The 12,997-nt window shown below is 53.2% G+C and carries 13 protein-coding genes; 4 read left to right on the forward strand and 9 right to left on the reverse strand.

Going from position 1 to position 12,997, the window contains the following annotated elements; all coding sequences use genetic code 11:
* Window positions 1–62 precede the first annotated feature (62 nt).
* On the reverse strand, window positions 63–1,538 hold the full coding sequence (gene zwf, locus AC3ITF_RS13010) for a glucose-6-phosphate dehydrogenase (RefSeq protein WP_096757426.1): 1,476 nt from the start codon (window positions 1,536–1,538) through the stop codon (window positions 63–65).
* Window positions 1,539–1,903: 365 nt separating this feature from the next.
* Here zwf and AC3ITF_RS13015 point away from each other — a divergent pair, with 365 nt between their 5' ends.
* The gene (locus tag AC3ITF_RS13015; protein WP_096759428.1) at window positions 1,904–2,773 is read left to right on the forward strand and encodes a MurR/RpiR family transcriptional regulator; all 870 of its coding nucleotides are present in this window, start codon (window positions 1,904–1,906) and stop codon (window positions 2,771–2,773) included.
* Between the two features lie 121 nt (window positions 2,774–2,894).
* On the forward strand, window positions 2,895–4,337 hold the full coding sequence (pyk, locus tag AC3ITF_RS13020) for a pyruvate kinase (RefSeq protein WP_096757427.1): 1,443 nt from the start codon (window positions 2,895–2,897) through the stop codon (window positions 4,335–4,337).
* A gap of 101 nt (window positions 4,338–4,438) precedes the next feature.
* On the opposite strand, the gene lpxM is transcribed toward pyk, so the two are convergent.
* From lpxM to znuA, 3 genes are all read right to left on the reverse strand, one after another.
* On the reverse strand, window positions 4,439–5,410 hold the full coding sequence (gene lpxM / locus AC3ITF_RS13025) for a lauroyl-Kdo(2)-lipid IV(A) myristoyltransferase (RefSeq protein ID WP_115258765.1): 972 nt from the start codon (window positions 5,408–5,410) through the stop codon (window positions 4,439–4,441).
* 119 nt (window positions 5,411–5,529) lie between these two features.
* The gene (mepM, locus tag AC3ITF_RS13030) at window positions 5,530–6,849 is read right to left on the reverse strand and encodes a murein DD-endopeptidase MepM (RefSeq protein WP_096757429.1); all 1,320 of its coding nucleotides are present in this window, start codon (window positions 6,847–6,849) and stop codon (window positions 5,530–5,532) included.
* A 15-nt stretch (window positions 6,850–6,864) separates the two neighbouring features.
* Window positions 6,865–7,809 carry a zinc ABC transporter substrate-binding protein ZnuA gene (gene znuA, locus AC3ITF_RS13035; protein ID WP_135912207.1) on the reverse strand — a complete coding sequence of 315 codons (945 nt, stop codon included), beginning with the start codon at window positions 7,807–7,809 and terminating at the stop codon, window positions 6,865–6,867.
* Window positions 7,810–7,887: 78 nt separating this feature from the next.
* Here znuA and znuC point away from each other — a divergent pair, with 78 nt between their 5' ends.
* Together znuC and znuB are read left to right on the forward strand one after the other, a co-directional pair.
* Window positions 7,888–8,643, forward strand: coding sequence for a zinc ABC transporter ATP-binding protein ZnuC (gene znuC, locus AC3ITF_RS13040; RefSeq protein WP_096757431.1), 756 nt, complete (start codon window positions 7,888–7,890; stop codon window positions 8,641–8,643).
* Window positions 8,640–9,425, forward strand: a complete 786-nt coding sequence (gene znuB, locus AC3ITF_RS13045; RefSeq protein ID WP_135912208.1) for a zinc ABC transporter permease subunit ZnuB — start codon at window positions 8,640–8,642, stop codon at window positions 9,423–9,425. The genes znuC and znuB overlap by 4 nt, the downstream gene beginning before the upstream one ends.
* Window positions 9,426–9,512: 87 nt before the next feature.
* On the opposite strand, the gene ruvB is transcribed toward znuB, so the two are convergent.
* From ruvB to nudB, 5 genes are all read right to left on the reverse strand, one after another.
* Complete coding sequence (gene ruvB / locus AC3ITF_RS13050; protein ID WP_115258769.1) at window positions 9,513–10,523, reverse strand: Holliday junction branch migration DNA helicase RuvB; 1,011 nt, start codon at window positions 10,521–10,523, stop codon at window positions 9,513–9,515.
* 8 nt (window positions 10,524–10,531) lie between these two features.
* The gene (gene ruvA, locus AC3ITF_RS13055) at window positions 10,532–11,143 is read right to left on the reverse strand and encodes a Holliday junction branch migration protein RuvA (RefSeq protein WP_096757434.1); all 612 of its coding nucleotides are present in this window, start codon (window positions 11,141–11,143) and stop codon (window positions 10,532–10,534) included.
* An 81-nt stretch (window positions 11,144–11,224) separates the two neighbouring features.
* Window positions 11,225–11,746 (reverse strand): crossover junction endodeoxyribonuclease RuvC, encoded by a 522-nt coding sequence (ruvC, locus tag AC3ITF_RS13060; protein WP_045444124.1) that lies wholly within the window; start codon window positions 11,744–11,746, stop codon window positions 11,225–11,227.
* Between the two features lie 34 nt (window positions 11,747–11,780).
* Complete coding sequence (locus AC3ITF_RS13065) at window positions 11,781–12,524, reverse strand: YebC/PmpR family DNA-binding transcriptional regulator (protein WP_096757435.1); 744 nt, start codon at window positions 12,522–12,524, stop codon at window positions 11,781–11,783.
* A gap of 28 nt (window positions 12,525–12,552) precedes the next feature.
* On the reverse strand, window positions 12,553–12,996 hold the full coding sequence (gene nudB / locus AC3ITF_RS13070) for a dihydroneopterin triphosphate diphosphatase (protein WP_096757436.1): 444 nt from the start codon (window positions 12,994–12,996) through the stop codon (window positions 12,553–12,555).
* Window position 12,997: the final 1 nt, after the last annotated feature.

Consider the following 12,997-nt stretch of genomic DNA (forward strand, 5'->3'; position numbering starts at 1 on the left):
ATTCTACAATCTGTGTTAGATCATGTTACCGGTAAAATAACACCTAATGGCTAGATGGAATTTTACTCGAATTCGTTCCAGGAACGACCGTCACGGGTGATCATGGCCACCGAGGCAACCGGTCCCCAGGTCCCAGCCTGATACGGCTTCGGTGCGTCGTTGTCCATCGCCCAGGCTTCGGTGATGGAGTCCACCCACTTCCATGCTTCTTCGACTTCATCACGGCGCACGAACAGCGCCTGAATGCCGCGCATAGTTTCCAACAGCAAGCGCTCGTAGGCATCTGCCAAGTGCGTTTGATTGAAGGTTTCGGAATAGCTCAGATCCAGCTTGGTTATCTGCAGATTATGCTTGTGGTCCAGACCCGGCACTTTGTTAAGCACCTGGATATCGACACCTTCGTCCGGCTGCAAACGGATGGTCAGCTTGTTCTGCGGCAGATCCTGCCAGGATTCTTTAAACAGGTTAAGTTCAGGCGTTTTGAAGTACACCACCACTTCAGAGCACTTGGTCGGCAGACGCTTACCGGTACGCAGGTAAAACGGCACGCCCGCCCAGCGCCAGTTGTCGATATCCACACGGATAGCGACAAAGGTTTCGGTGTTGCTGCTCTTGTTCGCACCCTCTTCTTCCAGGTATCCCGGTACTTTTTTACCTTGCGCAAAACCGGTGGTGTACTGACCACGCACCGTTTTTTCACGCACGTTCGTACGATCGATACGGCGCAGTGATTTCAGGACCTTCACTTTCTCATCACGGATGCTGTCGGCGCTCAGATCAGACGGCGGCGACATGGCGATCATGCACAGAATCTGCAGCAAGTGGTTCTGGATCATGTCGCGCATCTGACCGGCCTGGTCAAAATAACCCCAACGGCCTTCGATACCCACCTCTTCCGCCACGGTAATTTCGACGTGATCGATGGTGCGGTTATCCCAGTTGTTCACAAACAGGGAGTTGGCAAAGCGCAGTGCCAGCAGGTTTAGTACCGTTTCTTTGCCCAGATAGTGGTCAATACGGTAAACCTGACATTCTTCAAAATATTGACCGACCTGGTCGTTAATTTCGCGGGAGGTTGCCAGCGACGTTCCCAGCGGCTTTTCCATCACCACGCGCGCCGGTTTAGCGTTCAATTTCGCTTCCCCTAAGCCTTTGCAGATCGCGCCAAACGTGCTTGGCGGCATGGCAAAGTAGTTAATCGTGGTGCGTGCTTTTTGATCCAGCATGTCGCCCAGACGGCTAAAGGCAGCGGTATCATTGACGTCCAGGTTACAAAACTCCAGACGACCACTGAGGGTTTCCCACAAACTTTCATCGATTTTTTCTTTCATGAAAGTTTCGAGCGCTTCGCGTACAACCTTGGTATAGGCTGCTTTGTCCCAGTCAGCGCGGCCAACTCCAATAATGCGGGTGTCCGGGTTAATCTGGCCGGCTTTTTCCAGCTGATACAGGGAAGGCAGCAATTTTCGACGTGCAAGGTCGCCCTTCGCGCCGAAAATGACCAGGTCACATGCCTGGGCTGTTTGCGTTACCGCCATGTCATTCTCCTCAGTTGAGTGTCGGGTATTCATGCCCGACACTGAATGTAATTTTATTACAGTGCACTGTACTGCTTTTACGTGATTCCGTGAACCGTAAACGCTTATCCAGCCGTGCTGTTACCGTGAACAGCGGCGTTATTGACGTTTACCGCCGCAAAATGGATAAAAAAGTCGCTTTTTTACGTGACCATGAAGACGTAAGAAAACCCGACTCCGATCATGTATTGAAAAAAAACAACAACTTTTCTGTCCATTTTGCCCCGAATGTGGGTTCACAGGGGTAATATCTACCAGAGTTACCGCTCGATTTCCCCATATCGCTGAAATCGTTTTTGCCCATGGCCGATGAGTCTACTCACATCATGAATATGCTGGAAAAAATCCAGTTAAAACTGGAACATCTGAGCAAGTCAGAACGTAAGGTCGCCGATGTTATTCTGACCTCACCTGACCGGGCTATCCATTCAAGTATTGCCACGCTGGCTCTGGAAGCCAACGTCAGTGAGCCGACCGTGAATCGCTTCTGTCGCAGCATGGACACACGAGGCTTCCCTGATTTTAAACTGCATTTGGCACAAAGTCTGGCTAATGGTACCCCGTATGTTAATCGTAATGTCGATGAGGATGATAGCGTCGAGTCCTACACCGGGAAAATCTTCGAATCTGCCATGGCAAGCCTGGACCACGTCCGTCAGTCGCTGGATAACGCGGCGGTCAATCGGGCGGTAGATTTATTAACCCAGGCAAAGAAAATCGCCTTTTTCGGTCTGGGTTCGTCCGCTGCCGTGGCGCACGACGCCATGAATAAATTTTTCCGCTTTAACGTACCGGTTATCTATTCCGACGATATTGTACTGCAACGTATGAGCTGTATGAATTGTAGCGATGACGACGTCATTGTCCTTATTTCACATACCGGCAGAACAAAGAGTCTGGTTGAACTGGCGCAGCTGGCGCGGGAAAACGATGCCATGGTGATCGCCCTTACTTCCCCCGGAACGCCGCTGGCGCGTGAAGCCACGCTGGCAATTACCCTGGATGTACCGGAAGATACTGACATTTATATGCCTATGGTCTCTCGACTTGCTCAACTGACCGTGATAGATGTGCTGGCTACGGGATTTACTTTGCGCCGTGGTGCAAAATTTAGAGATAACTTGAAGCGTGTCAAGGAAGCGCTCAAGGAATCGCGTTTTGATAAAGAATTACTCATCAAGAGTGATGACCGCTAAAAGCAATAACGATGTTCTACCCTTTTATCATCCGGGTCGTTCATTTCTACCGTTATGTTTCAGAACGGCCGGATCAATGTTCACACGCAACACCTAGTTGTTTCAGTCAACGGAGTATTACATGTCCAGAAGGCTTCGCAGAACCAAAATCGTTACCACGTTAGGCCCAGCAACTGACCGCGATAACAACCTTGAAAAAATTATCGCCGCGGGCGCAAACGTTGTACGTATGAACTTTTCGCACGGCTCTCCAGAAGATCACAAACTGCGGGCGGATAAAGTCCGTGAAATTGCCGCCAAACTGGGACGTCATGTCGCTATTTTGGGTGACCTGCAGGGACCTAAAATACGCGTATCAACCTTCAAAGAAGGCAAAGTATTCCTCAATATTGGCGACAAGTTCCTGTTAGATGCCAACCTGGGTAAAGGCGAAGGCGATAAAGAAAAAGTCGGTATTGACTATAAAGGCCTACCTGCTGACGTAGTGCCGGGCGACATCCTGCTGCTGGATGACGGTCGCGTACAGCTCAAAGTACTGGAAGTTCAGGGCATGAAGGTCTTCACCGAAGTGACCGTCGGTGGCCCGCTTTCCAATAACAAAGGCATCAACAAACTGGGCGGCGGTCTCTCTGCAGAAGCACTGACCGAAAAAGACAAAGCTGACATCATCACCGCGGCGCAAATCAGCGTTGACTATCTGGCCGTCTCCTTCCCGCGCTGCGGCGAAGATCTGAACTATGCCCGCCGTCTGGCGCGCGATGCAGGCTGCGATGCGAAAATTGTTGCCAAGGTGGAGCGTGCAGAAGCCGTGTGCGACCAGAATGCGATGGATGACATCATCCTGGCCTCTGACGTCGTGATGGTTGCTCGTGGCGACCTGGGCGTTGAAATTGGCGATCCAGAGCTGGTCGGTATTCAGAAAGCCCTGATCCGTCGTGCGCGTCAGCTGAACCGTGCGGTCATTACCGCCACACAGATGATGGAGTCGATGATCACCAACCCGATGCCGACCCGTGCAGAAGTGATGGACGTGGCGAACGCCGTACTCGACGGCACCGACGCCGTTATGCTGTCGGCAGAAACCGCCGCAGGCCAGTATCCGGCTGAAACCGTTGCCGCCATGGCGCGTGTCTGCCTGGGCGCGGAAAAAATCCCGAGTATTAATGTCTCCAAACACCGCCTCGACGTGCAGTTTGATAACGTTGAAGAAGCGATTGCCATGTCCGCAATGTATGCAGCGAACCACCTGAAAGGGGTCACCGCCATCATCGCGATGACAGAATCCGGTCGTACCGCGCTGATGACGTCCCGTATCAGCTCCGGCCTGCCGATTTTCGCCATGTCGCGTCATGAGCGTACGCTGAACCTGACCTCCCTGTACCGCGGCGTTACTCCGGTTCACTTTGACAGCGAAACCGACGGTGTGGTTGCCGCCAGCGAAGCGGTGAACCTGCTGCGTGATAAAGGCTATCTGGTTTCTGGCGATCTGGTGATTGTCACCCAAGGCGACGTCATGAGCACCATTGGCTCCACCAACACCACGCGTATTCTGACCGTAGAATAATAACCTCGCTGAATGCCTGATGTTGCTTTGCTCATCAGGCCTACAGGTGGTACCTGATACAGAAAGCCTCTCAAGTGAGAGGCTTTTTTTATTTCTTCTTTTTATTTCTTCGGGTAGAGATCTTTACGTTTATACGGCTCAATCTCACCGGGTTTGCGGGTTTTCAGCAGTTTTAAAATCCAGGTGTACTGCTCGAGGTGCGGCGCGACAAAAATCTCCACCTCTTCATTCATGCGTCTGGCAATGGTGTGGTCATCTGCGGTCAGGATGTCATCCATCGGCGGGCGGACCTGAATCGTCAGGCGATGTGTTTTCCCGTCATACACCGGGAACAGCGGCACAACACGCGCATGGCAAACCTTCATCAGGCGACCAATCGCCGGCAATGTTGCTTTGTAGGTGGCAAAAAAATCAACAAATTCGCTGTGCTCGGGACCATGATCCTGATCCGGCAAATAGTATCCCCAATAGCCCTGACGCACGGACTGAATAAAGGGTTTGATGCCATCATTACGCGCATGCAAACGACCACCAAAACGACGGCGTACCGTGTTCCAGACGTAATCAAAAACAGGATTACCCTGGTTATGGAACATCGCGGCCATTTTCTGGCCCTGCGAGGCCATCAGCATAGCTGGAATGTCGACACCCCAACCGTGCGGGACGAGAAAAATGACCTTTTCCTCGTTGCGCCGCATCTCTTCTATGATCTCCAGACCTTGCCAGTCAACCCGGTTTTGGATTTTCTCCGGGCCACGCAGGGCAAGCTCTGCCATCATCACCATCGCCTGCGGAGCCGTTGCAAACATCTCATCGACGATGGCTTCGCGCTCGGCTTCACTGCGCTCTGGAAAACACAGGGATAAATTAATCAGCGCTCTGCGGCGCGAACTTTTCCCCAACCTTCCGGCAAGACGTCCCAGCTTCGCCAGCACAGGATCGCGAAACGATGCGGGCGTTAACGCAATCCCTGCTATCGCCGCCACACCCAGCCAGGCACCCCAGTAGCGCGGATGGCGGAATGATTTATGAAATTCAGGGATATATTCAATATTCTTTTTTTTCGTTTCCATGCTCTTCCAGTGTCTGGTACCGCGAAAAATAAATCTGTTGATAGTGTAGCGGCGCGTCGTGCCCCGTACAAAATAAAAAAGCCGGCACGCATCGCGTACCGGCTTTGTCAGTATGCTGATTAATCGAAGCGCAACTGAGGCAGAACCTCTTTCACCTGCGCCAGGTACTCGGTACGATCCGAGCCGGTCAGCCCTTCTGTACGCGGCAGCTTCGCCGTTAACGGGTTCACGGCCTGCTGGTTAACCCAGACTTCATAATGCAAGTGTGGTCCAGTTGAACGTCCGGTGTTACCTGACAGCGCAATACGATCGCCGCGTTTTACTTTTTGTCCTGGTTTGACTAACAGTTTACGCAGGTGCATGTAGCGGGTGGTGTAGGTACGACCATGACGCACCGCGACATAGTAGCCTGCAGCGCCGCTGCGCTTCGCAACAACGACTTCACCATCACCTACCGACAGTACCGGCGTACCCTGCGGCATCGCGAAGTCGACGCCTTTGTGCGGCGCCACACGTCCGGTTACCGGATTCAGGCGACGCGGATTAAAGTTAGACGAGATGCGGAACTGTTTCGCTGTCGGGAAACGCATAAACCCTTTCGCCAACCCGGTACCGTTACGGTCATAGAACTTACCGTCTTCGGCACGGATCGCGTAATAGTCTTTACCTTCAGAGCGCAAACGAACGCCCAGCAGTTGGCTTTGCTCACGTTTGCCGTCCAACATTTCGCGAGACATCAGCACCGAGAACTCATCGCCTTTTTTCAGTTTGCGGAAGTCCATCTGCCACTGCATAGCCTTAATCACCGCACTGATTTCAGAACTGGTCAGCCCGGCCTCTTTGGCGCTGGCGACGAAACTGCCGCCGACGGTGCCCTTGATACGGCTGTTAACCCAGTCGCCCTGCTGCATTTCACTGCTCATTTTGAAGCCCGTCGCAGTACGATCGTACGTGCGGGTTTCACGGCGAGAAACTTCCCAGGTCAGGCGCTGCAAATCACCGTCAGAGGTCAGCGTCCAGGAAAGCTGTTGGCCAATCTTCAGGTTACGCAACTCTTTGTCCGAGGCGGCAAGCTGGCTGATATCGCCCATATCGATACCATACTGGTTCAGGATGCTGCTCAGCGTATCACCGGTCGAGACTACATATTCGTGAACGCCCACCTCACCGGAGGTTTTGTCATCCAGTTCATCCTGAGGAATCGCTTCATCTTCCTGAGCAGCCTGATCGATAGGTTCACTGGCCTCAGGCAACAGCGAACGAATCTCGCTTTTTTCAAGTTCGATGGTTTTGACAATCGGTGCAGCATCGGGATGGTAAACGTAAGGCCGCCAAACGGCGACGGCCAATGTAAGAACGGTCAGCGACCCCAGCATAACGCGATGGGGTCGGGGCAGATTATTAAATGCCAGAGCGACAGAGCGGGCTATCTGTTGCACGTATTCACTTCCTCATTAATCTCCTTTCAGGCAGCTCGCATACTGGTTGGCTAATTGGTTCAGAAACGCAGAATAGCTTGTTTTACCCAGTTTGATGTTTGTTCCGAGGGGATCCAACGTTCCCATTCGAACGGATGTCCCTCTCGCAACGGCTTCAACGACCGCTGGCCTGAACTGTGGCTCAGCAAAAACGCAGGTTGCTTTTTGCTCAACCAACTGTGTTCTTATTTCATGTAAACGCTGCGCACCAGGTTGAATCTCAGGGTTCACGGTAAAGTGACCAAGCGGTGTTAGTCCGTAATGTTTTTCGTAGTAGCCGTAGGCGTCATGAAAAACGAAATACCCTTTCCCCTTGAGCGGTGCGAGCTCGTTACCTACCTGCTTATCGGTTGCGGCTAATTGTGCCTCAAAATCCTTCAGGTTGGCGTCAAGTTTGGCTCGACTTTGCGGCATAAGTTCCACTAATTTTTCATGGATTGCAACCGCTGAGGCCCGCGCTATCTCTGGGGAAAGCCAAAGATGCATGTTGTAGTCGCCATGATGGTGATGTTCGTCACTTTTTTCACCGTGGGCGTCATTGTGTCCATGATCGTCATCATCATCGTCGCCCCCTTTCATGAGCAACGGCTTCACGTCATTGAGTTGCGCAATCGTTACCTGTTTCGCGTTAGGAATATTCTTGACAGATTTTTCCATAAACGCTTCCATCTCGGGGCCAATCCAAACAACTAAGTCCGCGCCCTGTAAGCGTTTTACGTCTGACGGACGCAATGAGTAATCATGTTCGGATGCGCCATCAGGCAGGAGAACCTCGGTATCCGTAACCCCATCAGCAATCGCTGAAGCGATAAACCCTAACGGCTTAAGCGAGGCAACGACGGCGGCATTTGCTGCCTGTGTTGCACTCCCCCAAAGAGCAGCGGATAATGCTGCGAAAAGAAGCGTATTTTTATGTAACATAATGCGACCAATCATCGTAATGAATGTAAGAAATGTGATATTATAACATTCTATAACTTCTGCAAGACTAAAATTGATATGACGACTTTGGTTTCACTGGAAAATGTCTCGGTCTCTTATGGTCAACGCCGCGTCCTTTCTGACGTTTCGCTTGAACTACGGCCCGGCAAAATTTTAACGCTTCTTGGTCCGAACGGTGCCGGGAAGTCTACGCTGGTGCGCGTTGTCCTCGGGCTGGTAGCAGCAGATGCAGGCGTTATCAAGCGTAACGGACAGCTGCGGATTGGCTATGTCCCGCAAAAACTGTATCTCGATACCACGCTGCCCCTGACGGTCAGCCGCTTTTTGCGCTTACGTCCGGATACAAAGAAGGACGATATTCTCCCGGCGCTCAAGCGCGTTCAGGCCGGACATCTGATGGATGCGCCGATGCAAAAACTGTCCGGCGGGGAAACGCAGCGCGTCCTGCTGGCTCGCGCATTGCTGAATAAACCACAGCTGCTGGTGCTGGATGAACCCACTCAGGGTGTGGATGTCAATGGTCAGGTCGCATTGTATGACCTTATCGACCAGCTTCGCCGTGAACTCGATTGCGCCGTACTGATGGTCTCGCATGATTTGCATCTGGTGATGGCGAAGACCGACGAAGTGCTGTGCCTCAACCACCATATTTGCTGCTCCGGCACGCCGGAAGTGGTCTCTATGCACCCGGAATTTATCTCTATGTTCGGACAACGCGGTGCCGAGCAACTCGGAATTTACCGTCACAATCATAATCATCGCCATGATTTACAGGGTCGTATCGTATTACGCCGGGGAAATGGTCACTCATGATTGAATTGTTATTACCCGGTTGGTTAGCCGGGATCATGCTGGCCTGCGCCGCTGGCCCGCTGGGATCGTTTGTGGTCTGGCGTCGGATGTCTTATTTTGGCGACACGCTGGCGCACGCGTCACTGCTGGGTGTGGCCTTTGGTCTGCTGTTAGATGTAAACCCGTTCTATGCGGTTATCGCAGTCACTCTGATGCTGGCAGCGGGTCTGGTGTGGCTGGAGAAGCGCCCTCACCTCGCCATAGACACCTTGCTCGGCATTATGGCGCACAGCGCTCTGTCACTGGGCCTGGTGGTCGTCAGCCTGATGTCGAATATCCGTGTGGATTTGATGGCCTATCTGTTCGGTGACCTGCTTGCCGTGACGCCGGAAGATCTGATCTCCATCGCCATTGGTGTTGTCATTGTGCTAGCCATTCTCTTCTGGCAATGGCGCAACCTGCTGTCAATGACCATCAGCCCGGATCTCGCCTTTGTCGATGGCGTGAAGCTGCAACGCGTGAAGCTGCTGCTGATGCTGGTCACTGCGTTAACAATTGGTGTGGCGATGAAGTTTGTCGGCGCGCTCATTATTACGTCGCTGCTGATTATTCCTGCTGCCACCGCACGCCGTTTTGCGCGTACGCCTGAGCAGATGGCCGGTGTTGCCGTGGGCGTGGGGATGATAGCGGTGACGGGCGGCCTGACGTTCTCAGCGTTCTATGATACGCCAGCAGGGCCCTCCGTGGTGCTGTGTGCCGCGCTGATGTTTATTTTCAGCATGATGAAAAAGCAAGCGAGCTAAGAGTGTGTTGCCTGATGGCGCTTCGCGTATCAGGCCTACGTTCACAGGTAGGCCTGATTAGGCAAGCTGCCATCCGGCATAAAAAACTTAAGGCATTTGCGGCGGCGTAATACCAAAATGATTCCAGGCGCGCACCGTCGCCATACGTCCGCGCGGCGTACGCTGCAGGAAGCCCTGCTGGATCAAATATGGCTCCAGCACGTCCTCAATCGTTTCACGCTCTTCACCAATAGCGGCGGCCAGGTTATCCAGCCCTACCGGCCCACCGAAGAATTTATCGATCACCGCCAGCAGCAGCTTACGGTCCATGTAATCGAACCCTTCAGCGTCCACATTGAGCATATCCAGCGCCTGGGCGGCAATGTCTGCCGAGATAGTGCCATCATGCTTCACCTCGGCGAAGTCACGCACGCGACGCAGCAGACGGTTGGCAATACGCGGCGTTCCGCGCGCACGGCGAGCAACTTCCAGCGCGCCCTCCTCGCTCATCTCCAGCCCCATATAACGCGCACTGCGCCCTACAATATGCTGAAGATCGGCAACCTGATAAAACTCCAGTCGCTGCACGATACCAAAACGGTCACGCAGCGGAGAGGTTAACGACCCGGCACGGGTTGTCGCGCCAATCAGCGTAAACGGCGGCAGATCAATCTTGATCGAACGTGCAGCAGGCCCTTCGCCGATCATGATATCCAGCTGATAGTCTTCCATCGCTGGATACAATACCTCTTCCACGACCGGCGATAAGCGATGGATCTCATCGATAAACAGCACGTCGTGCGGCTCGAGGTTCGTCAGCATTGCCGCCAAATCGCCCGCTTTCTCCAGCACCGGGCCGGAGGTGGTACGCAGGTTTACGCCCATTTCATTGGCGACAATATTGGCAAGCGTGGTTTTTCCAAGACCCGGAGGACCAAAGATCAGCAGGTGGTCGAGGGCATCACCGCGCAACTTCGCCGCCTGGATAAAAATCTCCATTTGCGAACGGACCTGAGGCTGACCGATATACTCATCGAGCAACTTGGGGCGGATCGCACGATCCACAATGTCTTCAGGTATCGTGCTGGCAGCTGAAATCAGGCGGTCTGCTTCAATCATCCTTTACCTCACAATGCAGCGCGGAGCGCTTCACGAATCAGGGTTTCACTGCTGGCATCAGGGCGGGCTATTTTGCTCACCATGCGGCTGGCTTCCTGTGGTTTATAGCCCAGCGCCACCAGCGCAGCAACCGCTTCCTGTTCGGCGTCATCCGTTACCGGACCCGCAGGTGACGTCAGCACCAGATCGGCCGCCGGTGTGAACAGATCGCCATGCAGGCCTTTAAAGCGGTCTTTCATTTCAACAATCAGGCGCTCAGCGGTTTTCTTACCGATACCCGGCAGTTTCACCAGCGCCCCGAGCTCTTCACGTTCAACCGCGTTAACGAACTGCTGCGCCGACATGCCGGAGAGGATCGCCAGCGCCAGCTTCGGTCCAACGCCGTTGGTTTTAATCAGCTCTTTAAACAGCGTGCGTTCCTGCTTGTTGTTAAACCCGTACAGCAGCTGCGCATCTTCACGCACCACAAAATGGGTGAAAACAATCGCTTCCTGCCCGGCTTCCGGCAGCTCGTAAAAACAGGTCATCGGCATATGCACTTCATAGCCTACGCCACCCGTTTCCAGAAGAACCAACGGGGGTTGTTTTTCGAGAATGATGCCTCTGAGTCTGCCTATCACGTGACGCTCCTGCGTTAAGGGCTAAAAAGGTAATGCGCTATCATAAAAAAAGGCTGGATAGATATCCAGCCTCATTTGTCATTAACGTAGTCGACCACGCGCTAAATTCAGCCGGGTATCGCTCATTTGCATGGCGTTCTGACTGACGTGGCAGTGGGTAATGGCGATGGCCAGCGCATCCGCGGCATCGGCCTGGGGATTTGCCGGGAGTTTTAGCAATGTGCGCACCATGTGCTGCACCTGACTTTTCTCCGCACTGCCTATCCCGACGACGGTTTGCTTCACCTGACGTGCCGCATATTCAAACACCGGAAGGTCCTGGTTTACGGCAGCAACAATCGCCACGCCGCGCGCCTGCCCCAGCTTAAGCGCCGAATCGGCGTTTTTTGCCATAAATACTTGCTCAATGGCAAAGTAGTCTGGCTGAAACTGGGTAATGATTTCCGACACGCCGGCATAAATTAGCTTCAGGCGCGACGGTAAATCATCTACTTTGGTACGAATACATCCACTGCCCAGATAGGTCAACTGTCGACCGACCTGGCGGATCACGCCATAGCCGGTGATGCGCGAGCCCGGGTCAATGCCGAGAATAATGGACATCACGCATCTCCTGTTATTTTACCGCTCAACCACGTCATTCTAACGTAGCAGCAACCTCATCGGAGATTTCGCCGTTGTGGTAAACTTCCTGCACGTCATCGCAGTCTTCCAGCATATCGATCAGACGCATCAGCTTCGGTGCTGTTTCTGCATCCATGTCCGCTTTGGTGGACGGGATCATCGTAACTTCAGCGCTGTCCGCTTTCAGACCAGCGGCTTCCAGTGCATCACGCACTTTGCCCATCTCTTCCCATGCGGTGTAGACGTCAATCGCACCGTCATCATAGGTCACAACGTCTTCAGCACCGGCTTCCAACGCGGCTTCCATGATGGTGTCTTCGTCGCCTTGCTCAAAGGAGATAACGCCTTTTTTGCTAAACAGGTACGCAACTGAACCGTCAGTGCCCAGGTTACCACCGGTTTTAGTGAACGCATGGCGCACTTCCGCAACAGTACGGTTACGGTTGTCAGACAGGCATTCAATCATGACCGCTGTCCCGCCAGGACCGTAACCTTCATAAATGATGGTTTCCATGTTTGCGTCTTCGTCACCGCCCACACCGCGCGCGATGGCACGGTTCAGGGTGTCACGCGTCATGTTGTTGGACAGCGCTTTATCGACAGCCGCACGCAGGCGCGGGTTCGCGTCCGGATCGCCACCACCAAGCTTAGCGGCCGTAACCAGCTCGCGAATGATTTTGGTGAAGATCTTGCCGCGCTTGGAATCCTGCGCTGCTTTACGGTGTCTGGTGTTGGCCCATTTACTATGACCTGCCATAAATAATATCTCCAAAAAGCGCGCCTTCTCAGGCGACGTTAATTACAAATTCTTCAATCGCCTGCCGGTTACTCCACGATTTGGTTAACTGTGCAGCTTCCGCCGCATCAACCCAACGATAGGTCAGATGTTCAGTGAACACGATCTCTCGTTCCGAGGGGAGTGCCAGGCAAAACCAGGATTCCGTATTCCGTTCGATTCCCGGTGCGTAGCGATGTCGTAAATGGCTAAAAATCTCGAACTCCACCGTGCGCTGACAGTCAATTAAGGTCAGTTGCTCGCGGGCAACGTCAATGGTGACCTCTTCCTTTACTTCGCGCATGGCGGCTTGCGACGCGGTTTCACCCTCTTCAAGGCTGCCGGTGACCGACTGCCAGAAATCAGGATCGTCGCGTCGCTGTAACATCAGCACTCTTCCGGTGTCCTTTGCATAAATCACGACTAACACCGAGACAGGCTGTTTGTATGTCATA

The organism is Citrobacter sp. KH_055_1 (genome assembly GCF_057838705.1).

Excerpts from the sequence above, each read along its gene's own strand:
- ruvC (WP_045444124.1), bottom strand. The coding sequence starts at position 11,746 with ATGTCCATTATTCTCGGCATTGACCCGGGCTCGCGCATCACCGGCTAT.
- znuC (WP_096757431.1), top strand. The coding sequence starts at position 7,888 with ATGACGACTTTGGTTTCACTGGAAAATGTCTCGGTCTCTTATGGTCAA.
- AC3ITF_RS13065 (WP_096757435.1), bottom strand. The coding sequence starts at position 12,524 with ATGGCAGGTCATAGTAAATGGGCCAACACCAGACACCGTAAAGCAGCG.
- nudB (WP_096757436.1), bottom strand. The coding sequence starts at position 12,996 with ATGACATACAAACAGCCTGTCTCGGTGTTAGTCGTGATTTATGCAAAG.
- ruvB (WP_115258769.1), bottom strand. The coding sequence starts at position 10,523 with ATGATTGAAGCAGACCGCCTGATTTCAGCTGCCAGCACGATACCTGAA.
- AC3ITF_RS13015 (WP_096759428.1), top strand. The coding sequence starts at position 1,904 with ATGAATATGCTGGAAAAAATCCAGTTAAAACTGGAACATCTGAGCAAG.
- znuA (WP_135912207.1), bottom strand. The coding sequence starts at position 7,809 with ATGTTACATAAAAATACGCTTCTTTTCGCAGCATTATCCGCTGCTCTT.
- zwf (WP_096757426.1), bottom strand. The coding sequence starts at position 1,538 with ATGGCGGTAACGCAAACAGCCCAGGCATGTGACCTGGTCATTTTCGGC.
- lpxM (WP_115258765.1), bottom strand. The coding sequence starts at position 5,410 with ATGGAAACGAAAAAAAAGAATATTGAATATATCCCTGAATTTCATAAA.
- znuB (WP_135912208.1), top strand. The coding sequence starts at position 8,640 with ATGATTGAATTGTTATTACCCGGTTGGTTAGCCGGGATCATGCTGGCC.
- pyk (WP_096757427.1), top strand. The coding sequence starts at position 2,895 with ATGTCCAGAAGGCTTCGCAGAACCAAAATCGTTACCACGTTAGGCCCA.